The sequence below is a fragment of the Mesorhizobium sp. B2-4-13 genome (assembly GCF_006658535.1).
GTDB lineage: Bacteria > Pseudomonadota > Alphaproteobacteria > Rhizobiales > Rhizobiaceae > Mesorhizobium > Mesorhizobium australicum.
Genome location: NZ_VFVB01000004.1, coordinates 198,806 through 224,267, shown reverse-complemented (window position 1 = coordinate 224,267; position 25,462 = coordinate 198,806). Strand labels below are relative to the sequence as shown.

At 63.6% G+C, this 25,462-nt stretch carries 23 protein-coding genes, 2 tRNA genes and 1 pseudogene; 17 read left to right on the top strand and 9 right to left on the bottom strand.

What is annotated here, in order from left to right; all coding sequences use genetic code 11:
• Nucleotide 1: 1 nt before the first annotated feature.
• Together FJ936_RS13000 and FJ936_RS12995 are read right to left on the bottom strand one after the other, a co-directional pair.
• Complete coding sequence (locus FJ936_RS13000) at nucleotides 2-1,201, bottom strand: cytochrome c peroxidase (protein WP_140661082.1); 1,200 nt, start codon at nucleotides 1,199-1,201, stop codon at nucleotides 2-4.
• A gap of 7 nt (nucleotides 1,202-1,208) precedes the next feature.
• Nucleotides 1,209-1,658 (bottom strand): FixH family protein, encoded by a 450-nt coding sequence (locus tag FJ936_RS12995; protein WP_041163818.1) that lies wholly within the window; start codon nucleotides 1,656-1,658, stop codon nucleotides 1,209-1,211.
• Between the two features lie 151 nt (nucleotides 1,659-1,809).
• On the opposite strand from FJ936_RS12995, the gene FJ936_RS12990 reads away from it, so the two are divergent.
• Complete coding sequence (locus FJ936_RS12990; protein WP_140714892.1) at nucleotides 1,810-2,733, top strand: sugar kinase; 924 nt, start codon at nucleotides 1,810-1,812, stop codon at nucleotides 2,731-2,733.
• A 5-nt stretch (nucleotides 2,734-2,738) separates the two neighbouring features.
• Here FJ936_RS12990 and FJ936_RS12985 read toward each other — a convergent pair whose 3' ends face one another.
• From FJ936_RS12985 to FJ936_RS12975, 3 genes are all read right to left on the bottom strand, one after another.
• A complete protein-coding gene (locus tag FJ936_RS12985; RefSeq protein WP_140792308.1) occupies nucleotides 2,739-3,761 on the bottom strand; it encodes an aldose epimerase family protein in 1,023 nt (340 codons plus the stop codon).
• Nucleotides 3,762-3,846: 85 nt separating this feature from the next.
• Complete coding sequence (locus tag FJ936_RS12980; RefSeq protein ID WP_140792270.1) at nucleotides 3,847-5,304, bottom strand: NAD-dependent succinate-semialdehyde dehydrogenase; 1,458 nt, start codon at nucleotides 5,302-5,304, stop codon at nucleotides 3,847-3,849.
• Nucleotides 5,305-5,487: 183 nt separating this feature from the next.
• A complete protein-coding gene (locus FJ936_RS12975) occupies nucleotides 5,488-6,438 on the bottom strand; it encodes an AEC family transporter (protein ID WP_140792268.1) in 951 nt (316 codons plus the stop codon).
• Between the two features lie 427 nt (nucleotides 6,439-6,865).
• Here FJ936_RS12975 and FJ936_RS12965 point away from each other — a divergent pair, with 427 nt between their 5' ends.
• The 9 genes from FJ936_RS12965 (at nucleotide 6,866) to FJ936_RS12925 (ending at nucleotide 14,477) form a co-directional block, all read left to right on the top strand.
• Nucleotides 6,866-7,414, top strand: a complete 549-nt coding sequence (locus tag FJ936_RS12965) for a histidine phosphatase family protein (RefSeq protein ID WP_015317470.1) — start codon at nucleotides 6,866-6,868, stop codon at nucleotides 7,412-7,414.
• A 229-nt stretch (nucleotides 7,415-7,643) separates the two neighbouring features.
• Nucleotides 7,644-7,717, top strand: a tRNA-Tyr gene (locus tag FJ936_RS12960).
• Between the two features lies 1 nt (nucleotide 7,718).
• Nucleotides 7,719-7,783, top strand: a tRNA-Met gene (locus FJ936_RS12955).
• 357 nt (nucleotides 7,784-8,140) lie between these two features.
• Entirely contained in the window at nucleotides 8,141-9,283 is a 1,143-nt protein-coding gene (locus FJ936_RS12950; RefSeq protein ID WP_181171434.1) for a slipin family protein, read from the top strand.
• A gap of 175 nt (nucleotides 9,284-9,458) precedes the next feature.
• Nucleotides 9,459-9,740: an acyl carrier protein gene (locus FJ936_RS12945; RefSeq protein ID WP_010909964.1), complete on the top strand. Its 282-nt coding sequence runs from the start codon at nucleotides 9,459-9,461 to the stop codon at nucleotides 9,738-9,740.
• Nucleotides 9,741-9,795: 55 nt separating this feature from the next.
• Complete coding sequence (locus tag FJ936_RS12940; protein WP_140792266.1) at nucleotides 9,796-10,986, top strand: beta-ketoacyl-ACP synthase; 1,191 nt, start codon at nucleotides 9,796-9,798, stop codon at nucleotides 10,984-10,986.
• Nucleotides 10,987-11,030: 44 nt separating this feature from the next.
• Nucleotides 11,031-12,302, top strand: coding sequence for a beta-ketoacyl-ACP synthase (locus FJ936_RS12935; protein WP_140714886.1), 1,272 nt, complete (start codon nucleotides 11,031-11,033; stop codon nucleotides 12,300-12,302).
• Between the two features lie 36 nt (nucleotides 12,303-12,338).
• The gene (locus tag FJ936_RS12930) at nucleotides 12,339-13,367 is read left to right on the top strand and encodes a zinc-binding dehydrogenase (protein WP_141906639.1); all 1,029 of its coding nucleotides are present in this window, start codon (nucleotides 12,339-12,341) and stop codon (nucleotides 13,365-13,367) included.
• A 126-nt stretch (nucleotides 13,368-13,493) separates the two neighbouring features.
• Entirely contained in the window at nucleotides 13,494-14,477 is a 984-nt protein-coding gene (locus FJ936_RS12925; RefSeq protein ID WP_181763131.1) for a lipid A biosynthesis lauroyl acyltransferase, read from the top strand.
• A 71-nt stretch (nucleotides 14,478-14,548) separates the two neighbouring features.
• Here FJ936_RS12925 and FJ936_RS12920 read toward each other — a convergent pair whose 3' ends face one another.
• Nucleotides 14,549-14,977: a L,D-transpeptidase gene (locus tag FJ936_RS12920; RefSeq protein ID WP_140714882.1), complete on the bottom strand. Its 429-nt coding sequence runs from the start codon at nucleotides 14,975-14,977 to the stop codon at nucleotides 14,549-14,551.
• Nucleotides 14,978-15,192: 215 nt separating this feature from the next.
• On the opposite strand from FJ936_RS12920, the pseudogene FJ936_RS12915 reads away from it, so the two are divergent.
• The 5 genes and pseudogenes from FJ936_RS12915 to FJ936_RS12895 all read left to right on the top strand — a co-directional run bounded on the left by FJ936_RS12915 (nucleotide 15,193) and on the right by FJ936_RS12895 (nucleotide 21,580).
• Nucleotides 15,193-16,472 (top strand): annotated as a pseudogene (locus FJ936_RS12915) (acetylornithine deacetylase/succinyl-diaminopimelate desuccinylase family protein).
• A gap of 162 nt (nucleotides 16,473-16,634) precedes the next feature.
• Nucleotides 16,635-18,113, top strand: a complete 1,479-nt coding sequence (locus FJ936_RS12910) for an ABC transporter substrate-binding protein (RefSeq protein WP_140791785.1) — start codon at nucleotides 16,635-16,637, stop codon at nucleotides 18,111-18,113.
• Between the two features lie 34 nt (nucleotides 18,114-18,147).
• The gene (locus FJ936_RS12905; protein ID WP_140791784.1) at nucleotides 18,148-19,095 is read left to right on the top strand and encodes an ABC transporter permease; all 948 of its coding nucleotides are present in this window, start codon (nucleotides 18,148-18,150) and stop codon (nucleotides 19,093-19,095) included.
• On the top strand, nucleotides 19,092-19,961 hold the full coding sequence (locus tag FJ936_RS12900) for an ABC transporter permease (protein ID WP_140791783.1): 870 nt from the start codon (nucleotides 19,092-19,094) through the stop codon (nucleotides 19,959-19,961). Before FJ936_RS12905 ends, FJ936_RS12900 begins: the two co-directional genes overlap by 4 nt.
• Complete coding sequence (locus tag FJ936_RS12895; RefSeq protein WP_141906637.1) at nucleotides 19,958-21,580, top strand: dipeptide ABC transporter ATP-binding protein; 1,623 nt, start codon at nucleotides 19,958-19,960, stop codon at nucleotides 21,578-21,580. The genes FJ936_RS12900 and FJ936_RS12895 overlap by 4 nt, the downstream gene beginning before the upstream one ends.
• Before the next feature lie 16 nt (nucleotides 21,581-21,596).
• On the opposite strand, the gene FJ936_RS12890 is transcribed toward FJ936_RS12895, so the two are convergent.
• Nucleotides 21,597-22,028 (bottom strand): TerB family tellurite resistance protein, encoded by a 432-nt coding sequence (locus tag FJ936_RS12890; protein WP_015317458.1) that lies wholly within the window; start codon nucleotides 22,026-22,028, stop codon nucleotides 21,597-21,599.
• Nucleotides 22,029-22,142: 114 nt separating this feature from the next.
• Here FJ936_RS12890 and FJ936_RS12885 point away from each other — a divergent pair, with 114 nt between their 5' ends.
• Both FJ936_RS12885 and FJ936_RS12880 read left to right on the top strand, forming a co-directional pair.
• Nucleotides 22,143-22,928: a TSUP family transporter gene (locus FJ936_RS12885; RefSeq protein WP_015317457.1), complete on the top strand. Its 786-nt coding sequence runs from the start codon at nucleotides 22,143-22,145 to the stop codon at nucleotides 22,926-22,928.
• Nucleotides 22,929-22,979: 51 nt separating this feature from the next.
• Nucleotides 22,980-23,150: a hypothetical protein gene (locus tag FJ936_RS12880; RefSeq protein WP_023769888.1), complete on the top strand. Its 171-nt coding sequence runs from the start codon at nucleotides 22,980-22,982 to the stop codon at nucleotides 23,148-23,150.
• 167 nt (nucleotides 23,151-23,317) lie between these two features.
• Here FJ936_RS12880 and FJ936_RS12875 read toward each other — a convergent pair whose 3' ends face one another.
• On the bottom strand, nucleotides 23,318-24,793 hold the full coding sequence (locus FJ936_RS12875; protein WP_141906636.1) for a cobyric acid synthase: 1,476 nt from the start codon (nucleotides 24,791-24,793) through the stop codon (nucleotides 23,318-23,320).
• Nucleotides 24,793-25,407, bottom strand: a complete 615-nt coding sequence (locus FJ936_RS12870; RefSeq protein ID WP_140615972.1) for a dimethylsulfonioproprionate lyase family protein — start codon at nucleotides 25,405-25,407, stop codon at nucleotides 24,793-24,795. Before FJ936_RS12870 ends, FJ936_RS12875 begins: the two co-directional genes overlap by 1 nt.
• Nucleotides 25,408-25,462 lie beyond the last annotated feature (55 nt).

Here is a 25,462-nt window from a genome sequence, read left to right as displayed (position 1 = left end):
CCTATTCCGATAGCGTCTTCAGGAACGCCACCAGTGCGGCGCGCTCGCGGTCCGAGAGCTCCAGCGGGTGAATTTCAGAACTGCCCTCGACGCTTGGCGCAGCCTTGGCATAGTGAGCGACGACCTCGTCGAGCGATGAAAACTGCCCGGCGTGCATGTAAGGCGGCCGCGTCGCCGCACCGCGCAGCGACGGCGTCTTGTAGGCGCGCACAAGTTCCGGCGCATCCTTGACCATGAAGCGCAGCTCGCCGCAGGCACTGGCCTCGCCATCGCGATAGGCTCCGAAGCAGTTGAACGGGTCGGCCTCGACCTGGGCCACCGCATCGACGCGCCCACGATCCGCCGGCAGGCCGGCAGCAGGCGGTACACCCGTGTTGTGAAAACCGTTGTCGCTGAAGCGCGGGCCGTTGTGGCAGCTCACGCAATTGGCCTTGCCGACGAACAGTTTCAACCCAAGGATTTCCTCCGTGGAAAAGACGGCATCGCCTTTCGGCTCGGCGCCTGTCGCAAGGTCCAGCGCAAAGCGGTCAAAGCGTGTCGGTGCCGGCTCGATCGAGCGTTCGAAAGCGGCGATCGCCTTGCCGATATTGGCATAGACGCCGTTGATTGCGTCGCGCTGCGCATCGCTCATCGCGTTCCAGGCGGTTTTTTCGGCATCGCTTCCAAGCGGGCTGGCATTTGGCGGAATGCTGGACAAATCAGGCAATGGCCCGAAGATGCGCTCATAGCGTTCGCCGAAACGCGCCTTCATGTAATGCGCGTAGGCAGCACGGTTTCCCGCCTGTTCCAACGGGTTTTCGAGCGGTGTCAGCGCCTGCGCCCACAGGCTGTCGCGCCGTCCATCCCAGAAGAACCAGGGGTCGCGCGCCACGCCGGCCAGCGGCATGGTGCGCCGGTTGGTGTGGCCGACTCCGACCGCCTGCGGCAGGTCGTCCTGGAACTGCCGGTCGATCTTGTGGCAGGTCGAGCAGGACACCGTACCGTCGCGGCTCATCCCGACGTCGAAGAACAGCGTCGAGCCGAGCGCCGCCGCGGCCGGCTCATCGGCGAAGCGGTTGGTGGTATCAGGCTTCAGCGCCGGCAGCGTATTCAGCGCGAGCGATGCAATCGTCTTCTTCTCGGCATCGGAAAAATCCGGCTTGCCACAACCGGCAAGGATGGCTGCCACCGTCAGTGCCAAAAAGCAGAAAAAGCGCCTCATCGACCGCTCACAGCACCACGTTGAACAGCACAGTGTCGGAGCCCGCGCCGGACGATATGGCGAAACGCAGTTGCCACCAGCCGCTCATGGTGAATTTCACCCCTTCGATGCGGTAGCGTCCCTCGCCTAGATAGTCGGTCGCCTGCGGGCTGGTCGGCAGACCGTGATTGTGTTGCGGCATGCCACCGGAGATGGCAATCGCGGCTCGCTCCACCGAGGCCCCCGTCTTTGTCTTCAGCGTCAGAAGCCAGGATTCCAGTTCGCCCTGCCGCACGACGCCCCGTTCCGGCACGAAACTCGCTACGTACAACCCGTTGTCGGTTTTTTTCGTCCGCGAGACATCCGGGCCGGCGGGCTGTGCCGAATGCGGCGCGGTCAGATAAACGGCCGCGAGAACGCCGACCAGCAAAGCAGCCAGACCAAGACCTGCCAGGAGATAACGCCATAACGATGCCAAACCGGTTCCTCTTTCGCAGATAACGTCCTGCCGGGCGGATCGCATCCCGCCAGCCTGTGGGAAAACGCTGTGGCGGAAAAAAGCCTGCTTGCCAAGCATGGCGCTGCGTTCGGCAAAAAGCTACAGCACCGAAAGCACTGGAGGATTGCAGATGGTGGGAAACGGCGTCGCCTCGATCGGCGAATGCATGCTGGAACTGTCGGGCCAGACCGGGCCGAACTGGCGCATGGGCTTTGCCGGCGACACGTTCAACACGCTGTGGGCGCTGCATGCCCTAAGCGCTGACCGGCCGGCAACCTATGTCTCGGCCTTCGGCGACGACCCTTTCTCGCAGGGCCAGATCGACTTCTTAGCCGAAAACGGCATCGGCATCGGCTCCAGTCCGGTCATACCGGGCGCGCGCCCCGGCCTCTATGCCATCGCGCTGACCGGCGCCGAGCGCTCCTTCACCTACTGGCGCGGCGACGCCGCCGCCAGGCAGCTCGCCTCGGACCCGGCGGCACTGGCGAAAAACCTGGAAAATCAGGCGCTTGTGTACTTCTCCGGAATCACTTTGGCAATTCTCGATGAGGCCGCGCGCCAGACGCTGCTGGCCGCAGTGGCAAAGGCGCGCGCGGCGGGCTCGCTGATTGCCTTCGATCCCAACTATCGGCCGCGGCTCTGGCGTAACCGCGAGGACGCGCAAGCAGCGATTGCCCGGGCGCTTGCGGTTACCGACATCGCGCTGCCGACGTTCCCGGACGAGCAGATGCTGTTCGGCGATGACACACCGCAGGCGACCGCCGAGCGCCTCGGGCAATTGGTCAAGGAGGTCGTGGTCAAGAACGGCGAGGCACCGGCGTTGATTGGCAAGGGTGGAGCGCTGCGGGAGGTCGCCGCAATCCACGTGCCTGCGCCCGTGGACACGACCGGTGCCGGCGATTCCTTCAACGGCGGCTATCTCGCCGCACGGCTTGGCGGGATTGCCCCGGCGGACGCTGTCCAGCGTGCGCACCGCGTCGCCGCCGCCGTCGTGCAGGTCCGCGGCGCATTGGCGCCGTTCGAGACGCTACGGGCGGCGTTCGGCCAGTCCTGAAAAAGTCAGCCCTGCCGGAACCGATATTCCGTCACGTGGTGGTAGATCGCGCCAGGCCATAGCGTCGCCTGCGGGAAATACGGCCGGTTCGGCGCGTCGGGCCATATCTGCGGCTCCAGACAGAAGCCGCTGAAGGCCTTGTAACCCCGCCCTTCCAGGCCGGTGCGTGGCGTCACATATTGCCCGGTATAAAGCTGGACGCCGGGCTCGGTGGTCCAGACTTCCATCTCGATGCCGGAACTCGCCCCTTGCACCCAAGCTGCCTGCTTGAGCGGACCGCGCGCCGCGGCCAGGCAGAAATTCTGGTCGTAGGGTAACTGTTCGCCCTCGGTCTCCATGCGCAGCGGCCGCGCCTGGCGAAAATCGAAGGGCGTGCCGTCGACCGGCTTGACCACGCCGGTCGGGATCATGTCGCCGTCGACAGGCAGATAGGCGCCGGCGTTCAGCATCATCCTATGGTCGAGAATGTCGCCGGCACCGCCATCGTCGAGGTTGAAATAGGAATGCTGGGTGAGATTGCACGGCGTCGGCTCCTCGCAGGTCGCCGTCAGTTCGACGCTGAGCGTGCCGGGAATTTTCAGCCGGTAGGTGCAGGTAACGTCGAGCGCTCCGGGAAAGCCCATCGCGCCATCGGGATCATGCAGCGTCAGCGTGACGAAGTCCCTGCCATGCAGCGAAACCGTCCATGGCCGGTGGGAATAGCCTTGCGAGCCGCCATGCAGCATATGCTTGTCCAGGAAGTTGCGCTCGGTTTGATAGCGGTTGCCGCCAATTGTGAAACGAGCGTCGCCGATGCGGTTGGCGTAGCGCCCAACCACCGCCCCGAAGAAGGCAGTATCGGTCTCATACGCTTCCAGAGTGCTGTAGCCGAGAACCAGCGGCGCGTCATGCCCGGCCAGGCGCAGGTCCTGGACGATGGCGCCGAGCCCGATGATGTTGGCGGTGAGGCCGCCGCCCCTGATCGTGAAGCGGCGGACCGGTTCGCCTGCCTGCGTCGTGCCGAAAACCTCGCCGTCCTTCATCATCATGCCCGCAAACGTCAGTGGATCCAAGGACTTCGGCTGGTTCTTCAGCCTCGAGGCAGGTTTACGAGCCTGCCTCCGGACTAGCCTATCAGAGGCCGAGGCCGCCGATGCACACATATTTGGTATCGAGGTAATCCTCGATGCCCTGATGTCCGCCTTCCTTGCCAAGTCCGGATTCCTTGACGCCGCCGAACGGTGCTTCAGGTGTGGTGATCAGCCCTTCATTGACGCCAACCATGCCGTATTTCAGGCCTTCCATGACCCGGAAGGCGCGGCCGAGATCGCCGGTGTAGAAGTAGCAGGCAAGGCCGAACTCCGTGTCGTTGGCGAGCGCCACGGCCTCTTCCTCGGTCTCGAACTTGAACACGGGAGCGACCGGCCCGAAAATCTCTTCCTTCATAAAGCGCATTTTCGGCGTCGCGTTGGCGATGACCGTCGGCTGGAAGAACGAACCGCCGAGCGCGTGGCGCTTGCCCCCGGCGACGACCTTGCCGCCCTTCGCCGTGGCGTCGGCAATCAGCTCCTCGACCTTCTCGACCGCTTTCTCGTCGATCAGCGGCCCCTGCTGGACGCCCTCTTCCAGGCCGGAACCGACCTTCAGCCCGTTGCTGGCCGCGGCGAGTTTCTCGACGAACTTGTCATAGACGCCGGCCTGGACCAGGAAGCGGTTGGTGCAGACGCAGGTCTGGCCGGAATTGCGATATTTGGCAGTGATCGCGCCGGCCGCGGCACGCTCGATATCGGCGTCGTCGAAAACGATGAACGGCGCATTGCCGCCGAGTTCCATCGATACCTTCTTGACGGTCACCGACGATTTCTGGATCAGGATCTTGCCGACTTCGGTCGAGCCGGTGAAGGTGATCTTCTTGACCAGCGGATTGGCGCAAATCTCGTCGCCGATCTCGCCGGCGGCGCCGGTCAGGATGTTGACGACGCCCTTGGGAAAGCCGACTTCCTCGGCAAGCGCCCCCCAGGCAAGGCCGGAATACGGCGTCTGCGAGGCCGGCTTGACGACAGCGGTGCAGCCCGCGGCAAGTGCGGGACCGAGCTTGCGGGCCAGCATCGAGGAGGGGAAATTCCACGGCGTGATGGCGGCGATGACACCGACTGGTTCTTTCGTCACCAGGATGCGGCGGTCCGCCCATGGCGAGGGCACGACATCGCCATAAGTGCGGCGGCCTTCTTCGGCGAACCACAGGATGTAGGCGGCAGCCGAACCGATCTCGCCCTTGGATTCGAACAGCGACTTGCCCTGCTCGATGGTAAGCAGTTCGGCCAGCACGTCCTGATTGTCCATCATCGCGTCATGTAGCTTGCGCAGCAGTTTCGAGCGCTCGAGCGCGGTCGTCTTGCGCCAGGTTTTGAAAGCTTCATCGGCGGCCTCGATGGCGCGGCGAGTTTCTGCCTTGCCCGACTTCGGTACGGTGCCGATCTTGAGGCCTGTAGCCGGATTGTTCACATCGACCGTCTGGCCGCTGTCGGCCTGCACCCATTCGCCGTTGATGAGATTGGCCTGCCGCATGAAATGGCTGGTTTTCTGAAGCATGGTCTAGCCTCCGTTCGGCGCTCACGGGCCGCTATCTGGATGTCTTCGGTAAAGCGCAGGCAGGGCCGCGCGCTGGAGCCATTGCTCTTAACCTAGGGAAAGCCCCGCAAGCAATCGCAAGATGGCATATAGGGGTTGGACCAGCACAAGACGAGAGCGCGTTGGCGTACGGCGTCGCCAACCTTATCCGAAAACATGCAGGACAACCGTCAGCCAGAAAGCGGTGGTGATCGCCGCGCAGGCCGTGGCGATGGTCATCTGGTTCGATGCCAGCGCCTGGCCGGTGTTGAACTGCACCGCGATGAGATAGGAATTGATGCCGGAGGGCAGCGCCGCCACCACGACCGCCACCTTGGCGGTCAGTGGCGGCAGGCCGAGCAGCCAGACGAAGGCAAGAACCAGTGCCGGCATCAGGAACAGTTTGAGCGCCGAAAGCGCCAGCGCCGGCCGGACATTGCCTGATATCCCGAAGCGGCGCAGGCTGAGCCCCATGGCAAACAGCGCCACCGGCCCGGCCGTATCGGCCAATGCATCCACCAGGCGCATGGCGAGACCAGGCAGCGGGACGCCGCTGAGCCGCCATGCCAGCCCCAGGACAATGCCGATGATCAGCGGATTCATGAACAGCCGCCTGAGGAAACTTCTGATAACGCGCAAGGGATGCACGTGTTCGCCGCTGCCGCGCCCGAACATCTCGAACAGCACGATCGAAGCCATCATCATGATCGGCAGATGCACCGAGACCAGCAGCGACAGCACTTCAAAGCCGCTCGGACCGAATATGCTAAGGATGAAGGGAGCGCCGAGCAGCACGACGTTGGAGTAGGCAGACGACACCCCGCCGACGACCCCGGCGCGCGCATCGCGACCGAAGATCCGCGTGGTGACGACATGGCCGACGGCCCAGGTGATCGCCACGGCGGTGAAATAGGCCCCCCATAGCGGCCATGGCGCCACGCCATGAAAATCCGCCGTCACCATGGTCTGGAAGAGAAGCAGCGGCATGGCCACGCTGACGGCAAAGTCGGATATCCCCTCGCCGCTCGCCGGTCTCAAATAGCCCGTGAGCCCGGCGAGATAGCCGAGCGCGACAAGACTGAAGACGAACAGGACGGTTTCGGTAAGCGGAGACATTTTTCAGGGATAGGCGAGCCACGGTCGCTGCGCAATCGCACCCTCGATGCCTGCCGCACCAATCCGTTTCCTGCCGATGCCATGGGTGCGGCGTGCGCCAACCCACTCGGCCGAGCCGATCGGAACTGGCGGGCTGGAACCGCAAGGCCAATGCGAGCCTCGGCACGGTGATCGGCTTCGCCGCGGAACCGACCGTTCGGCGATGTATGGCGTCGCTGGTGAAAACAGCCCTACGCGGCGGCTCTGCCGCATCATCTCGCGGCGATGAAGAGTACCGAGTTCCGCTCGGTGATCGATCTGGTGAAGCAGCAGCTCGCTAAAAAGTGAGGCGTGAGACGTGGCTGACGCCCGGCTTGTCTTTGTGCCTGCTTTCCAATCCTTATATGCGAATGGTTGGAGCCCGACACGGGAGCATGGAAGGGTGGCGATGATCCGGTTAGCCTTGGCGTTGTTCCTGCTTGTCGTCCCCGCCGCCGCGCACGCGACGGACGCCGGCTGGGCGCTGCTGCGCGATGGCGGCCATGTCGTGCTGCTGCGCCACGCTATGGTCACCGGCACCACCGACCCGGCCAATTTCGACATCGGCAATTGCGCCACCCAGGTCAATCTGTCGGCGCGCGGCAAGCAGCAGGCAAGCAAGATCGGCGCCCTGTTTGCCGCCCGCGCGGCTCCCATCGAGCGCATTTTGTCCAGCCGCTATTGCCGCTGCCTCGACACCGCGCGCACCGCTTTCGAAGCCGAGCCGGAGCTGTTCGCACCGCTCGATCTCCTGAAGGGTGACGATGCGCAGAAAGCAGCGCAGATCGCCGCCATCATGAAGGAAATCCGCGCCTATTCCGGCTCCGACAATCTGGTCCTGGTCACCCATCTCGAAAACATCGTGGCGCTGACCGGCGTGTCGCCGCGCGAAGGCGAAGCAGTGGTGGTCGAGCCGCAAGGCGACGGCTTGCGCGTACTCGGCCGCGTCACCTTCTGAGACAACTGCTCCCGAACGCGGGCGCGGCAATGAGTGTTGCCGAAATGCCACCGCCGAAAGAAGCCGCGAATTCGGCACGACAATGTCGCTTGCGACAACCCGTCGCAGGGGCTATAGGCGCGCTCCCGGTCACGAAAACCGAAGCGAGCACAACGGTTGGAGCTTTCGTCTCCGCCCGTGCAGACGGCTTTGCCGCCCTGTATACGGCGCCGCTTTGGGGATTGGGATCGCGGATGTAGCTCAACTGGGAGAGCGCCGGACATAATCCGGAGGTTGTGGGTTCGAGTCCCGTCGTCTGCACCACGGATAGCTCAGTTGGTAGAGCATCAGACTCATAATCTGATTGTCGAAGGTTCGATTCCTTCTCCATTGGCTCGATAAGCCAGCACCCTGCCAGGTGTTATCTGAAACGGTCCGGGGACTGGAATGCTGAAGACGTGACGGACGGCCGAAGCCTTCGGGCCAGGACGTATCGAAAGGTCCGATGCCATCGGCTCGCGGCCAGGCTCGCGGTGATGGTCAAGGCGCAGTGTCGCCGGCAAGGGAGGCTCGCCTCCGGCGCCCGCTTCGCTGCCCCGCGATCCGCTCCCGCAGGCCCGCCGCGCATCGATGCCACCAGTCCCCGGATCATTCGTGTCCGGAATTGGAAGTGAAACGAGAAACGAAGGGAAGATCGACGCATGACGTGACGCCTCGCATGGGGCCATGCCCGACAGGAGTAAGACAATGACTATTCTCGATACAGTTCTTGGGCGCGAGCGGGTCCTCGTTAGGGAAAACGAACGTGCCCTCACTCTCTACAAGGGAGAGATCAAGGCTGTCCTGCTGCCGGGTGAGCACTGGCTCGCCAACCGGAACCAGAGCCTTGAGGTGTCCCGGCACGATCTGAAGAGCCCGGAATTCGTTTCGGCGTACGAGAAGGCGTTGTTCGACAAGCTCCCGGACGTGGCCGCGCGTCATTTCACCGTCGTGCGCACCGGGCGCACGGAAGTTGCCGTCATCGAGCGTGACGGCAACCTGCATTCCGTGCAGGCCCCCGACCGTAAGCTGGTACTGTGGACCGATGCCGGACCGTGGAAGGTGACGGTGATCGACACCTCGGCCGATCTTGCCATCGATCCGGCTGTCATGCGCCGGCTCGGCCAGGCTCGGAAGGCGGAATTGATGTCCGTTCACCCGGTTGTCGACGGCCAGGCCGGGCTGCTGTTCATCGACGGTGTCCTTGTGCGGACGCTTGCCGCTGGCGTGCACGGCTTCTGGAACGTCGGACGGATGGTGCAGATCAAGGTCGTCGACCTCAAGCGCCAGTCGCTCGATGTCGCCGGGCAGGAAGTGCTGACCAGGGATCGCGTCACGATCCGCGTCAACATCGCGGCCGAATACCGGGTCATCGACCCGGTCAAGGCGGTGAGTGCGGTGAAGGACTTCTCCGAGGCCCTCTACCGCGCCCTGCAGTACGCGTTCCGCAAGACGCTGGGCGCGCTCACGCTCGACCAGATCCTCGAAAAGAAGGTGACGGTCGACGAGGAAGCGGCGGCCAAGGTCCGTGCCGACATGGCCGAGATCGGGGTCGAGGTCAGCGATATCGCGCTCAAGGATGTCATCCTGCCGGGTGAGATGCGCGAGATCCTCAACCAGGTGGTTTCGGCCGAAAAGCAGGCCGAGGCCAACGTCATCCGCCGCCGCGAGGAGACGAACGCCACGCGTTCCCTGCTCAACACGGCCAAGGTGATGGCGGAGAACCCGGTGATGCTGCGGCTGAAGGAGCTCGAGGCTCTGGAAACCATCGCCGGCAAGGTCGAGCGGCTGACCGTCCACAACGGAACGGTCGGGCTGCTGAACGACCTTGTCAAGCTCCGCGACAGCTGAGCTTACGTAGCGTCAACGGAAGGGCCGCCGAGTCGACCGGCGGCCCTTCTTGCGTTTCCTGGGCATCCTACCCATCTGCGCCCGGCTTAACAGGCCTTTTCCTGCCGGGAAAAACCGATTAGACAGCGCCCAAACGAATGCGGACAGATTCCGCCCGCAAAGAAGGAAAAGCCCCTTGTCTACAACGTTCGACAAAGTCGCCAAGATCATTGCCGACACCAGCGAGATCGATATCGACACCATCACGCCCGAGAGCCACACCATTGACGATCTCGGCATCGACAGCCTCGACTTCCTGGACATCGTGTTCGCCATCGACAAGGAATTCGGCATCAAGGTGCCGCTGGAAAAGTGGACCCAGGAAGTCAATGACGGCAAGGCTTCGACCGACGATTACTTCGTCATGAAGAACCTGTGCGCCAAGATCGACGCGCTGGTTGCCGCCAAGACCGCCTGAGGTCATCAGGGCGCGTGACTTGACGCGCTCCGTCACCTGACCCACAAAGCCGCTCATGAGCAGCCCCCACCACGTCGTCATCACAGGTATCGGCCTTGTTTCCTCGCTGGGGGAAGGTCCCGACGCCCATTGGCAAAAGCTGGCGCAACCGGGCCGGGAGCCGGTGCTCGAGGCCGGGCGCTTCGCGCCCTACACGGTTCATCCACTACCCGAGATCGACTGGAACCTGCAGATCGCCAAGCGCGGCGATCAGCGGCAGATGGAGACATGGCAGAGGCTCGGCACCTATGCGGCGGGCCTCGCGCTCGACGACGCCGGCATCAAGGGCAATGACGAACTCTGCACCACCATGGACATGGTTGTGGCGGCCGGCGGCGGCGAGCGCGACGAAGCGGTCGACGCCGACATTCTAGCCGCTTCGGAAAACCGCAACGACCGCGACGTGCTGCTCAACGAGAAGCTGACCACCGAATTGCGACCGACGCTTTTCCTGGCGCAGCTTTCCAATCTGCTCGCCGGCAACATCTCCATCGTCCACAAGGTGACCGGCTCGTCCAGGACCTTCATGGGCGAGGAAGGCGCTGGCGTCGCCGCCGTCGAGACGGCAGCCGCGCGCATTCGCTCCGGCCAGTCGACGCACATCCTGGTCGGCGGCGCCTTCCAGACGGAACATTCCGACATGCTGCTCGGCTACGAGCTGGCCGGTTACCTGCATCGCGGCCCGTGGAAGCCCGTCTGGCAAAGGCAGGGCGCCGAGGGCGGCGGCGTGGTCTCAGGTTCCGGCGGTGCCTTCCTGGTGCTTGAGCAGCGCGAACACGCGGCAAGCCGCGGACGCAAGATCTACGCTGAACTCGGCCCCGTCGTCTCCGGCCGCGCCAGGCGCGCGCGCGGAGAACTCGACGCCGAGATCGCTCTCCTGCTCAAACAGGCGCTGCCGCTGAACGGCAAGCTGCTCGCCATGTCGGGAGCATCAGGCGCGCATGCGGCAACATCAGCCGAAAAGGCGGCGCTCGACGCCAATCCGGCGATATCGGCGCGCGGTTTTGCAACGTTGACCGGGCACATGAAGGAAGCGCAGTTTCCCTTCGCCGTGGCGCTGGCGGCACTGGCGGTCGACCGCAAGGCCGCCTACCCTGTCTTTGACGCCACGGCCGAAAAGCCATTCGAAGGCATTCCCGCGAGCGTCCTTGCAACGGCGATCGGCTATCACCAATTCGAGGGCATGGCGCTGGTCAACGCCGCTTGAGGCGGCGTCTGGCGAACGCACTGCAGAGATAAGAGGGCTCCCGGATGGCCAATTTCAGAGATCACATGGGCAGGCCCGTCGTTGCCGTTACCGGTATCGGGGTGGTGACCTCGCTCGGCGTCGGCAAATCAGACAATTGGGGCGCGCTGACCTCGGGCAAGTCGGGCATCCACCCGATCACCCGCTTCCCGGTCGATCACCTCAACACACGGATCTCCGGCATGGTCGATTTTCTGCCGTCGAGCTCCAAGGGAGCAAGCCTCCTCACCTATGAACTGGCGGAAACCGCGGCGCAGGAGGCTGTTGGCGAAGCCGGCCTGAATTCCGGCGATTTCGGCGGCCCTCTCTTCCTCGCCTCGCCGCCGGTCGAACTCGACTGGCACGACCGCTTTTCGCTCTATAATTCCGACAAGCAGGATTCCGGCGCCGAAAGGCTGCTGCGCGTGGCGCGCGGCCTGAAGGAACTCGATCTCTTCGAAACCACCCAGTTCGGCTCGATCGCCGACCGGCTCGCCGACCGGTTCGGCACGCGTGGCCTGCCGATCACGCTCTCGACGGCTTGCGCCTCCGGCGCCACCGCCATCCAGCTCGGCGTCGAGGCGATCCGCCGTGGCGAATGCGACCGCGCGCTGTCGATCGGCGCCGACGGCTCGGCGACCGCCGAGGCGCTGATCCGCTTCTCGCTGCTGTCGGCGCTTTCCACCCACAACGACAATCCGGAAAAGGCTTCCAAGCCGTTTTCCAAGGACCGTGACGGCTTCGTGTTGGCCGAGGGATCCGGCGCTCTGGTACTGGAATCGCTGGAGGCGGCGCTTGCCCGTGGGGCCGCCGTTCTCGGCATCCTCAGCGGCTGTGGCGAAAAGGCCGACGATTTCCATCGCACACGCTCCAAGCCGGATGGATCGCCGGCGATTGCCGCTGTCCGGGCCGCACTTGCGGATGCGGGTCTCGGCGAAGACGAGATCGACTATGTCAACGCACACGGCACCTCGACGCCGGAAAACGACAAGATGGAGCACCTGTCGCTGTCGACGGTGTTTGGCGAGCGCATCGGCTCAATGCCGATCTCGTCCAACAAGTCGATGATCGGCCACACGCTGTCGGCGGCGGGCGCGGTCGAAGCGGCGTTTTCGCTGATGACGATGCGCGAAAGCGTCATTCCTCCGACCATCAACTATGACAATCCTGACCCGGCGATCGTGCTCGACGTCGTGCCGAACAAGAAGCGCGATGCGCAGGTTCGCTCCGTTCTGTCGAACTCCTTCGGCTTTGGCGGCCAGAACACTTGCCTTGTCATGGCGCGGGAACCGGTCTAAGCGAGCCCTTTCCGCTTAACAGAACCAACAGGCTCCATGCGCGCACTGCAACTTATCGAGGACCGCCGCCTTGAAACGGTGGACCTGCCACCCCCGCCGCCTCCCGCGGTTGGCGAAGTGACGCTGCGCATCAAGGCGGTGGCGCTGAACCACATCGACGTCTGGGGCTGGCGCGGCATGGCCTTCGCCAAGCGCAAGCTGCCGCTGGTCGTCGGCGCCGAGGCCTCCGGCGAGGTAGAGGCGGTCGGTCCCGGCGTTTCCAGCCTGCTGCCCGGACAATTGGTATCGATCTACGGCGCACGCACCTGCGGCCTCTGTCGTGCCTGCCGCGAAGGCCGCGACAATCTGTGCGAGCATGTTTCGGGCGTTCACGGCTTCCATCTCGACGGTTTCGCGCAGGAGAAGATCAACCTGCCGGCGCGCCTGCTGGTCCCCGCCCCGCCCGGTGTGACCGACATCGGGGCCGCCGTGGCGCCCGTTACCTTCGGCACCGTCGAGCACATGCTGTTCGACAATGCCAGGCTGCAGCCCGGTGAGACGATCCTCGTCCATGCCGGCGGATCCGGCATCGGCTCGGCGGCCATCCAGTTGGCCAAGCGGATGGGCTGCACGATCATCACCACAGTCGGCTCCAACGACAAGATCGACAAGGCCAAGGCGCTCGGCGCCGACCATGTCATCAACTACCGCGACGATCGTTTCGAGGGCGTCGTGCGCAAGCTGACGAAGAAGAAAGGCGTCGACGTGGTGTTCGAGCATGTCGGCACCGACACCTTTGCCGGTTCGATGCTGTGCCTGAAGCGCGGCGGTCGCCTGGTGACCTGCGGTTCGACCTCCGGCGTGTCGACTCAGATCAACCTGATGCAGCTCTTCCAGCAGCAGTTGAAACTGCTCGGATCCTTCGGTTGCCGGATGGAGAACATGGCCAACGCCATGCAGAAGATGGCCGCTGGACAGGTCGCTCCGGTGATCGACACCGAGGTCGGCTTCGACGATATCGATGCCGCGCTGAAGCGCATGGAAGGCCGCGACGTCTTCGGCAAGATCATCCTGCGCGTCGCCTAGAGTCGTATGATTTCAGGTCGAATCGACCTGAAATCTGAATCCGCCTCTAAATCAAGGAATAGAGCATGATGTCATCCGAAAACCGCTTCACACTTTTCGGCATCATGCTCTAGAGCCTCGATTTCCGTGCTCAAGAAGCTTCGCCGCGATCTGAAATTTCGCTATGGCAGACAATTGCGCCAGGTGAATTACTGGTTTGTTGCGCGTCTCGCGATGGTCATCATGTCGCTGCTGCGCCTGCTGCCGGTCGACAGCGCGCTGAATTTTGCCGATCGCACCGCACGCCTCATCGGTCCAAGGGTCGGACGCCACCAGGTCGCCCTCGACAATCTGCGCAAGGCCTATCCGGAAAAGAGCGAGGACGAAATCCGGGCCATCGCCTCCGACATGTGGGGCAACATGGCCCGCCTTGCCGCCGAATACATCTTCCTCGACGCCCTGTTCGACTATGATCCAGCCGCCGGAAAGTCCGGCCGTATCGAGGTCAAGGGAACAGAGCATTTCGTGGAGATCGCGGCCGAGAAGCAGCCACACATCGTCTTCACCGGCCATCTCGGCAATTTCGAGCTGCTGCCGGTGGCGGCCGCGACCTTCGGCATGAACATCACGGCGCTGTTTCGGCCGCCCAACAACCCCTACCTCGCCGACTACATCCTTTCGACAAGGCGATCGACCATGGGAGGCTTGCTGCCTTCGATGGCCGGTGCCTCGTTCGCGCTGGCGGGGGTGTTGGAGAATGGCGGCAATATCGGCGTTCTCGTCGACCAGAAATTCTCCAACGGCCTGGACACGACCTTCTTCGGCCGTCCCTGCCAGAGCAACCGCGTGCTCGGCACCCTTGCCCGCCACTATGACTGCGACGTCTATCCGGCGCGTTGTATCAGGTTGCCGGGCAACCGCTTCCGGCTCGAGATCGAGGACAAGCTGGTTCTGCCGCGCACCGCCGACGGCAGCGTCGATGTCCACGCCACCACCCAGATGCTGAATGACGTCGTCGAGCGCTGGGTCCGAGAGGATCCAGGCCAATGGATGTGGTTCCACAAAAGGTGGGAGATCAGCAACTGGCGGCGAAAAAACCGCACCAAGCCGGCTCCCGTCTCAAACACCTGAGCAAGCCGCTGGCGGGAACGTGCGTTCCTCCGCCAGCAAGCAAAGCCCAGTATCAACAAATCGCCAATTGCCTAATTGGTGACGACAATGCGCGTATTGCCGAAGCCCACTTCGCGGACCATCGAATAGAAGGCCGCGGCATTGGCCGTATGCAGCCTTACGCAGCCATGCGAAGCCGGACGGCCGAGCTGCCTGACGGCGCCCGTTCCATGGATGGCATAGCCGCCACGGAAGAACACCGAGTACGGCATCGGCGACATGTCGTACTTGCGCGAATACCACATCCGCGCCGTGCGCTGCGGCCGGTAGGTGCCGCGCGGCGTGAAATAGCCCGGACGGGCGGTCGAGACAGCCCACCGATAGACAGAATCGCCATAACGAACCGTCATCGTCTGCGACGACACGTCGATGTTCGCCACCAATGTGGCCGCCTGACTTGCCGCCGATGCGCCAAACAGCGCAACGACCAATACTGCTGCCTTGAGAAATGACATTTTCATGCGATCAAACCCCTTTGATTGCCCTTGCCTGCTCGCCATCACGTTGTTTTTCACCTTTTTAATGGCGGTGAACAGATAACACACAGTCTTTGACCAATTCGCCAATCCAAAGCAGTGAATTTGAACGATTTCCCGCGATAGTTGCCACAACGACACGTTGCACGGGTTTGATCACGGGCTTGCAAAACCACTGGGATCGCTGCTCAACTCGCGGCATGAACGGGCGACTCCTCAAGGCAATCGACATCAGGCGCGACGAGTTGGTGGCGCTGACCGCCGACCTGATCCGCTTTCCGACCATAAATCCACCCGGCGAAGCCTACGGGCCATGCGCCGACTATATCGGTGCGCGGCTAAGGAAGAGCGGCTTCGAGACCGAGTTCATCCGCGCCGACGGCACGCCCGGCGACACCGATCGCTATCCGCGCATCAATGTCGTTGCGCGGTTTGATGGACGGTCACCTGGTGCCTGCGTCCATTTCAATTCGCATATCGACGTTGTCGAAGCCGGCGACGGCTGGACCGTCGATCCGTTCGCCGGCATCGTCAGGGATGGCAAGGTCTATGGACGCGGCGCCTGCGACATGAAGGGGGCCTCGCCGCCTCCATCATCGCTGTCGAAGCCTTTTTGGAAGTCTTTCCCGATTTTCCCGGCGCCATCGAGATCTCGGGAACGGTCGATGAGGAATCCGGCGGCTTCGGCGGCGTCGCCCATCTGGCCGGGCTCGGCTATTTCTCGAAACCCAGGGTCGATCACGTCATCATTCCCGAGCCTCTCAACAAGGACCGCATCTGCCTCGGCCATCGCGGCGTCTGGTGGGCGGAGATCGAGACCAAGGGTGAAATCGCGCACGGCTCGATGCCGTTTCTCGGCGACAATGCGGTGCGCCATATGGGCGCGGTGCTGCAGGCATTCGAGGACGAACTGTTCCCGGCACTCGACCTCAAGGTCACGCGCATGCCAGTGGTGCCGGAAGGCGCCAGGCGCTCGACCATGAACATCAATTCCATTCACGGCGGCCAGACCGAGGATTTCCGCCCCGGCCTGCCCTCCCCCAACGTGCCCGATTCCTGCCGTCTGACCATCGACCGCCGCTTCCTTCTCGAGGAGGATCTGACCACGGTCAAAGCCGAAGTGACCGGCATTCTCGACCGGCTGAAGCGCGAGCGCAAAAAATTCGACTACCAGATCCGCGATCTGATGGAAGTACTGCCGCTGATGACCGAGTGCGACGCGCCCGTCGTCAAGGCGGTGGCGCAAGGCATTCATGCGATCTTCGACCGCGAGCCCGACTACGTCATTTCGCCCGGCACCTACGACCAGAAGCACATCGCCCGCATCGGACATATCCACGACTGCATCGCCTATGGCCCGGGCATTCTCGACCTCGCCCATCGGCCGGACGAGTGGGTCGGCATATCGGACATGGTGGAATCGGCCAAGGTGATGGCGATCGGGCTCAACGTGCTGCTGCGCGGCACGGCCACGGGATAACCCCTGCATCGCGATAAGCTTCGGCCCGCCGACAGGGCTGGCACGACAAAAACATTCCCAGCCATCCTGCCTGGCAGCACGAAACGCAATTTACTCCCACGCGAAATCACGCTTCTATCGCCCGGCTTGAGCACGTGTCCTGAACGCATGGGGAGTTGCACGATGAGATTGTGGAAAACCATTCTGGCCGCCGCGGTTCTCGCATTGGCCGCTGGAACCTCCGCCTTTGCGGCCCGAACCGACCTGGTCATCGGCATTCCGCTCGAACCGCCGCATCTCGACCCAACCGCTGGTGCCGCTGCGGCGATCAAGGAAGTGCTCTACGCCAATGTCTTCGAGGGCCTGACCCGGATCGGACCCAATGGCGAAGTGCTGCCGGATCTGGCGGAAAGCTGGACCATTTCCGATGACGGCAAGGTCTACACCTTCAAGCTGCACACCGGCGTCAAATTCCACGACGGCGCCGATTTCAGCGCCGATGACGTGAAATTCTCGCTCGACCGTGCCCGCGCCGACAATTCGGTCAACGCGCAGAAGGGCCTGTTCGCGGCCATCGACAAGGTCGATGTCATCGATCCGGCGACGGTGAACGTCACGCTGAAAAACCCGCAAGGATCCTTCCTTTACAATATGGGCTGGGGCGACGCGGTGATGGTGTCGCCGAAATCCGCCGCCACCAACAAGGAAAACCCGGTTGGCACCGGCCCGTTCAAGTTCCAGAACTGGGCCAAGGGATCATCGATCACGCTGGTCAAATCTGGCCATTACTGGGGCGCTCCGGTGTTCCTCGACAAGGTCGAGTTCCGCATCGTGCCCGATGCCGCGGCCTATGTGCCGGCCCTTTTGTCCGGCGACATCCAGGCCTTCCCCTTCTTCGATCCCGACAGCCTCGCACAGGTCAAGGACGATCCGCGTTTCAAGGTGGTGATCGGTTCGACCGAAGGCGAGACCATCCTCTCGATCAACAACAAGAAGCCACCTTTCGACAAGCTGCAGGTCAGGCAGGCGATCTCCTACGCGCTCGACCGCAAGGCGATCATCGACGGCGCCTCGGCCAGCCTTGGCCTGCCGATCGGCTCGCATATGTCGCCGGCCAACAAGGATTATGTCGACCTCACCGGCCTCTATCCGCACAATGTCGACAAGGCCAAGGAACTGCTGAAGGAGGCCGGGCTGGAGAACGGCTTCAAGGCAACGCTGAAACTGCCGCCGCCCAGCTATGCACGGCTCGGTGGCGAGATCATCGCCTCGCAACTTCGCGATGTCGGCATCAACCTGGAGATTATCCCGGTCGAATGGGCGCAGTGGCTGGACCAGGTGTTCACCAAGAAGGATTACGACCTGACCATCGTCTCCCATACCGAGCCCAACGACATCGATATCTATGCGCGCAAGGACTATTACTTCAACTACGACAATCCGACCTTCGACAAGGTGATCGCCGACCTCAACCTCACCTCCGACGAGGCCAAGCGCAAGCAACTGCTTGGCGAGGCCCAGAAGATCCTGGCCGACGACGCCGTGGTCGGCTTCCTCTACGAATTGCCTAAGGTCGGTGTCTGGGACGCCAAGCTGCAAGGCCTGTGGGAAAATGCGCCGATCCAGGCCAATGACCTGACCAAGGTGAAGTGGAGCGAGTGAGGTTCGTGGTGCGCGCGCCACTCCCTCGCCTTCCATGAACGCCTACCTCCTCAAGCGCCTCGCCGTCGCCTTTGCCACGCTGGTGCTTGCCTCGATGGTGGTGTTCGCCGTGCTGGAGATCCTCCCCGGCGATCCGGCGCGGCTGATGCTGGGCATGAACGCCAGTGCCGACCAAGTGGAGCTCTTGCGCAACCAGATGGGCCTCAACGCGCCGATCGTCCTGCGCTATCTGCACTGGGCCGGCGGCTTGCTCACCCTCGATTTCGGCCGCTCCTATACCTACTCGGTCCCGGTCATCGATCTCGTGCGTGAACGGCTGGCCGTCTCGCTGCCGCTGGCGCTGATCGCGCTCGCGCTCTCCACCTTGATCGCCATTCCGGTCGGCCTGTTTTCGGCCAGCCGGCGCGGACGGGCCGGCGATACGATTTCAATGGGCGTCGCGCAGCTTGGCGTTGCCGTGCCCAATTTCTGGTTCGCGCTGATGCTGATCTATGTCTTCGCCGTCTGGCTGCGTCTGGTCCCGGCCGGTGGTTTTCCTGGTTGGGGCGCCGGCGCCTGGCCGGCACTGAAATCGCTGCTGTTGCCGGCGGTGGCGCTTGCCTTGCCGCAAGCGGCGATCCTGGCGCGCGTCACCCGCTCGGCGCTGATCGAGGTGCTCAACGAGGATTACATCCGCACCGCCCGCGCCAAGGGCCTGCCCTATCGAGCCGTGCTGTGGCGGCACGCGCTGCGCAACGCCATGATCCCGGTGCTGACCATCCTTGGCCTGCAGTTCGCCTTCCTGCTCGCCGGCACCATCCTCATCGAAAATGTCTTCTATTTGCCCGGGCTCGGCCGGCTGGTGTTCCAGGCGATCACCCAGCGCGACCTGATCGTCGTCGAGAGCGTCGCCATGCTGCTGGTCGCCGCCGTCGTTGCCGTTAACCTCGTCGTCGACCTTTCCTATGCGGTGGTCGATCCCCGCCTGAGGACCCGGCAATGACGCTGCGCATCGACATCCCCGACGAGACGTTCCGCGGCGTCATGGCCAAGGCGTTTGGGAATACCGCTTTCGTTACCGGTTTCGTCATCACCGTGCTGATCCTGGCGATGGCGGTCGTCTCCTATGTCTGGACACCCTACGATGTGACGAGGCTGGTCATTGCGGACAAGACGCAAGGTCCCTCGCTGGCGCACTGGTTCGGCACCGACCATTTCGGCCGCGATATCCTGTCGATGATCATGGTTGGCGCCCGCAACTCGATCGCCGTGGCGCTGGTCGCCGTCGGGATCGGCATGGGTGTCGGCGTGCCGCTTGGCGCCTTCGCCGCCGCGCGCGGCGGCCTCGTCGACGAGGCGCTGATGCGCATCAACGACCTCGTCTTCGCGTTCCCCGCGCTGCTGTCGGCCATCATGATAACAGCCATCTTCGGGCCGGGCGCCGTCAATGCCATCATCGCCATCGGTATCTTCAACATTCCGGTGTTCGCCCGCGTCGCCCGCGCCGGCGCGCTGGCCGTCTGGCCGCGTGAATTCATCCTTGCCGCGCGCGCCGCCGGCAAGAGCAGCACGCAGATATCGATCGAACACGTGCTGCCCAACATCGCCACGCTGCTCCTAGTGCAAGGCACAATCCAGTTCGCGCTGGGCATCCTGGCCGAAGCCGGGCTTTCCTATCTCGGCCTCGGCGCTCAGCCGCCGATGCCGAGCTGGGGCCGCATGCTGTTCGACGCCCAGACGCGCATGGTGGTGGCGCCGTGGATGGCGATCTTCCCCGGCATGGCGATCGTCGTCACCGTGCTCGGCCTGAATCTTCTGGGCGACGGCATCGCCGACATTATCGACCCGAAATCGCGGCGGCGGCGATGAGCCTGCTCGAAGTCGATAATCTGTCGCTGGTCATCGGCGACACACAGATCCTGAAAGACATGGAGCTCTCCGTCGCGCCCGGCGAAGTGATGGGGCTGGTCGGCGAATCCGGCTCCGGCAAATCGATGACCGCGCTGACGGTGATGCGGCTCCTGCCCCATGCCGCACGCGCCACCGGGCGCATTACATTCGACGGCATCGATATTCTCGGCGCGACCGAGGACCAGATGTGTGCCTTGCGCGGCGACGACATCGGCATGGTTTTCCAGGAGCCGATGACGGCGCTCAATCCGGTCAAGACGATCGGCGAACAAGTCGCCGAAGGCATACGCTGGCACACCAGGGCAAGCCGTGCCGACGCCGAGGAGCGGGCGCGAAAAATGCTCGACCGCGTCGGCCTGCCCGAAGCGAAATTCCCGCTGTCGCGCTATCCGCACGAATTGTCGGGCGGCCAGCGCCAGCGCGTCGTCATCGCCATCGCCTGCGCGCTGAAGCCGAAGCTGCTGATCGCCGACGAGCCGACGACGGCGCTCGACGTGGTGCTGCAGGCACAGATCCTCGACCTCCTGCGCGATCTCGTGACGGAGAACCGCATGGGCCTGCTGCTCATCTCGCATGATCTCGCTGTCGTGACAGAGATGGCCGACCGCATTACCATCCTGCGCCATGGCGAGGTGATGGACGCCGGCGACACGGCCCGCACGCTCTCGGAACAGTTCCATCCCTATACGCGCCAGCTGGCGCAGGCCTCGATGCATGTTCCGGCGCGCGCCAAGCCTCATCGTGTCGGGATGGACCAACCCTTGCTGCAGGTTGAGGGCGTCAGCCGCGACTACCCCGGCCGCCGCATCGCGCTGTTCAGGCGCGCGCCCGACATACGTGCGGTCGACGATGTCTCCCTGTCGATGGCGCCGGGCCAGTCGGTGGCGCTGGTCGGCCGCTCCGGCTGCGGCAAGTCGACCCTTGCCCGCATGATCCTGGCGTTGGACCGGCCGAGTTCGGGCGTGATCCGCTTTCGCGGCGAACCCATCACCGGCAGGAGCGAGGCCGAGCTGAAGCCGGCCAGGCGCGATATGCAGGTTGTCTTCCAGGACCCCTACGGCTCCTTCGATCCGCGCCAGAAGGTCGAAAAACTGGTCGCCGAACCCCTGCATGTCCTGGAGAAAAAACCGACGCGCGCCGAGCGCCGCGAGATGGTGGCGCATGCGCTGCACGAGGTCGGCCTCGACCAACGCGACATGCACAAATATCCGCACGAATTTTCCGGCGGCCAGCGCCAACGCCTGTCGATCGCCCGCGCCATCATCACGCGCCCCAAGCTTGTCGTCGCCGACGAGCCGGTCTCGGCGCTCGATGTTTCGATTCGTGCACAGATCCTGGACCTCTTCGCCGGACTCAACCGGAAACTCGGCATCGCCTATCTCTTCATCACTCATGACCTGGCCGTCGCCCGCGCCATCACGGATGAGGTGCTTGTCATGCATGACGGCGAGATCGTCGAGCGCGGCAGGACGAGCGAAGTGCTCGATCAGCCACAATCAGAGGCGGCCAAGGCGCTTGTCGCTGCGGCGCCGGATCTGCGCCGGGCGATCGCGAAACGGATGCAGGAACAGGGGTGAGTTGCCGATCCGCCTGCTACTCTTCCGGCTTCACCACATCGACCGGGCTGATGTCGAGCAAATCGAGCGTGCGGCGCAACAGGCGCACCTCGGTCTCGGCCAGTTGCGAATCCGCCTTGGCGATTTCCGCCATGTGCTGCGCCAATTGCTTGCGCCGCCCGACGTCGAGGTCGCGAAACAGCGCGATCGCCTGCGAGCCGTTGGTCTCGTAGCCGAATTCGTTGAGATATTCGATGACCGCGTCGATGCTGGTTTCCGGAATGCCGAAAGCATCCTTGCAGATGCGCCGGAAGGCGATCATCTCGCTCTCGCTCACCGTACCATCGGCCAGGATCATCCGGAACAGCATCAGCAGTTCCGCCGACAGGACGGGATCGTCCGCGACCTTGCGCACGCCCGGGTCGCCGTCGAAGATCGAGCGTATCTGGTCCAGCAATGCGAATGCCATGAACGGCCCCTTTCCGATTCCTCGTCAACAGAATTAGCGCGGAATCGGCCTTGCGCAAACGGGGTGGCCGTGGTCGAACGCGCGCTGCAGCCGACGGACATCTCGACGTATCAGATGATCGACCTCACCGCCCAGACCATCGCCATGCTCGCTTTCGCCGCCTTTGCCGCGGGCTTTGTCGATTCGATTGCCGGCGGCGGCGGGCTGATCACCATTCCGGCGCTGCTGCTTGCCGGTTTTTCGCCGGTCGAGGCGCTTGGAACCAACAAGCTGCAAGGCATGTTCGGCTCCGGGTCGGCGACGATCCACTATGCCTCGAAAGGCCATGTCGACCTGCGCCGGCAGTTGCCATCGGCGCTGCTTGCCCTCGCTGGCGGCGCCATCGGCGCACTGCTGGCCACGATCGTGCCCGGCGACCTGTTACGCGCGGCCCTGCCGCTGGTGCTGATTGCCATTGCGCTCTACTTCGCGCTCAAGCCCAACATGAACGATGTCGACCGGGCCGAGCGCCTGTCGCCCTTCCTGTTCGGCGTGACCGTGGTGCCGGCCATCGGCTTCTATGATGGCGTATTCGGGCCGGGCGCCGGTTCCTTCTACATGCTGGCTTTCGTGACGCTCGCCGGCTACGGCGTGCTCAAGGCAACGGCGCACACCAAACTGCTCAATTTCGCCTCCAACATCGGCGGCTTCATCATCTTCGCCGCCGTCGGCGTCATATCTTGGAAGATTGGCCTGATGATGGGCGTCGCCCAGTTCCTCGGTGCCCGCGTCGGCGCGAGCTTGGCCATGCGCATCGGCGCCAAGCTGATCAAGCCGCTGCTGGTCATCGTCTGCGTGGCTCTGGCGGTGAAGCTGCTTGCCGATCCGGCCAACCCGTTGCGCGTCATGATTGGTCTGTAATCACGCGCCTGTTACAATGCTGATGTTCGAATCATGTTGGAGGAGCCAGACATGAATCTCAGCGCGCCTACCCAGATTGTTTTCATCATCTCCGTTGTCATCGCCATCATCGGCATTCTTGCCGCGCTTGGCGTCCTTGCGTTCATTCCGATCGCATCGGTGTGGATTGTGCTTATCGCCTACATCGTGCTGGCCGCCGGCTGCCTGATGCGCGGCGCCTGACAAGTTTCCCTCGACAAGCGGGGACTGAGAGCGCCCGGCCAAGCCGGGCGTTTTTGATTCTAATGCGGGCTCTGCTAGATTCGCTTGGCGGAAGGATGGGCAATGCCAATCGAGATGTCTGGTCGTTCGGCACGTACTGGCCGAAGGCCAGCGAGAAGGCCTGACCTTCAACGCGCCAGCGAAAAAATCGCGTCGCAGTCGAGATGGGTCTCCAGCTCGGCCGCGACTTCGTCCAGCGCCCGCTCGACTTCGGCACGATAGTCGAGGTCACCGCCCTTGATGCCTAGGCTTTCGAGGAATTTCCCGCGAAAGCCGTCGGCGCCGAACAGGCCATGCATGTAAGTGCCGATCACCTTGCCGTCTGCCGAGATCGCGCCATCCTCGGCGCCATTGATGATCGCCGACGGCCGCCTGGTGTCGGGGCCCGTGGTGCGGCCGAGATGGATTTCGTAGCCTTCGAGCGGCAGGTCGAATTGGATCGAGCGCGCGCTGACATTGCGCACCGTCTTTTCGGGCTCCATCACCGTCTCGACATCGAGCAGGCCGAGCCCCTCGGCTTCCATGACGGAGCCTTCGATGCCGTCGGGATCGCGTACCATGCGGCCGAGCATCTGGAACCCGCCGCAGATGCCGACGACATGGCCGCCGCGCTTGCGGTGCGCCGCAAGATCCCGATCCCAACCATTCTCGCGAAACTTCAGGAGATCGCCGATCGTCGACTTGGAGCCGGGAATGACCACCAGCCCGGCATCGGGCGGCAGCTTCTTTCCCGGCGGCACGAACACCACTTCGACCTGCGGTTCGGCCTTGAGCGGGTCGAGATCGTCGAAATTCGCAATGCGGCCAAGCATCGGCACCGCCACTTTGAGCGCGCGCGCCTCGCCGGATGCCAGCCGCTCCAGCACCACGGAATCTTCCGAGGGTAGCCGTGCCGCGGCCTTCAGCCACGGCACGACGCCGAAACAGCGCCAGTCGGTGAACTTCTCGATCGCCTTGATGCCGTCATCGAACAGCGAGACATCGCCCCGGAACTTGTTGATGAGATAGCCGACGATCATGCGCCGGTCTTCTTCCGGCAGGATCAGATGCGTGCCCGCGACCGAGGCGATGACGCCACCGCGATCGATGTCGCCGACCAGCACCACCGGCACATCGGCGCGCGTGGCAAAGCCCATATTGGCGATATCGCGGCTGCGGAGGTTGATTTCGGCCGGCGAGCCGGCGCCCTCCACGATGACGAGGTCGGCGCCCTCGCCGACCTTGCCCCAGGACTCCAGCACTGCATCCATCAGCCGGCCCTTCAGCGCCTGGTAGTCGCGCGCCCGCGCCTCGCCGAACACCTTGCCCTGGACGATGACCTGCGCGCCGACATCGGTCTGCGGCTTGAGCAGCACCGGGTTCATATGCACCGATGGCGGCACGCCGCAGGCGATCGCCTGCAGCCATTGCGCGCGGCCGATCTCGCCGCCACCGTGGTTGTTGTCGCCGGGGATATCGGCGACGGCGGCGTTGTTCGACATGTTCTGCGGCTTGAATGGCCGCACCTTCAGGCCACGCTTTTTCGCGGCGCGGCAAAGGCCTGCGACCAGCACCGTCTTGCCGACATCCGACCCTGTGCCTTGCAGCATGATTGCCCTGGCCATCAGCCTCTGACCTGCGTCGCGGTGCCGGTGATCGTGGATTTTTGCGCCAACGGCCCGCCGCGCCAGATATAGAGCGCCAGCAGCGGCTCCTTGCCCGTTCGCATGGCATGGTTGACGTTGGAGGCATGGTGGACGACCTCGCCGGCCTCCCGCCTGCGAAAACCGCTTTCGCCCATGCGCCATTCCGTACCGCCGGTCAGCGGAATATAGATTTCCTCGGCGACGTGATGATGGTCGGGGTAGACGATCCCGGGTCCAAGAATCAGCAGCCCGGCGGCAGCCTCTTCGTTGACGAAGTGCCCACGCGTGCCGAAGATTTCCAGCCAGCCGTAATTGTCGATGAAGGCCCTGCCGAAATCAGCCTCGGTGTAGGTCTGTCCCCAATGCAGTTCGTTGCGCTGCTCGGCCAGCAATCGCACCAGCGGCCTCGCATCCGGCGGTGCCAGTCCGGCCCCGCGATCAAGATGGCGCAGGCAGCCAAGCGCATGCGGCTCCAACTTTCGGGCCGGCATGTCCCAACCTATGCGTGCCACGGCGTCGCGCACCAGAGCGTCATCGACGGAAGCGAGATAGGCGTGGAACTTTTCCAGCAGCTCATCGAATTTTGTCGTCACATCTTGCTCCGGGCATGCATTGGTGCACAGCCGCTCCGCGATAGGTCGGGTTGCG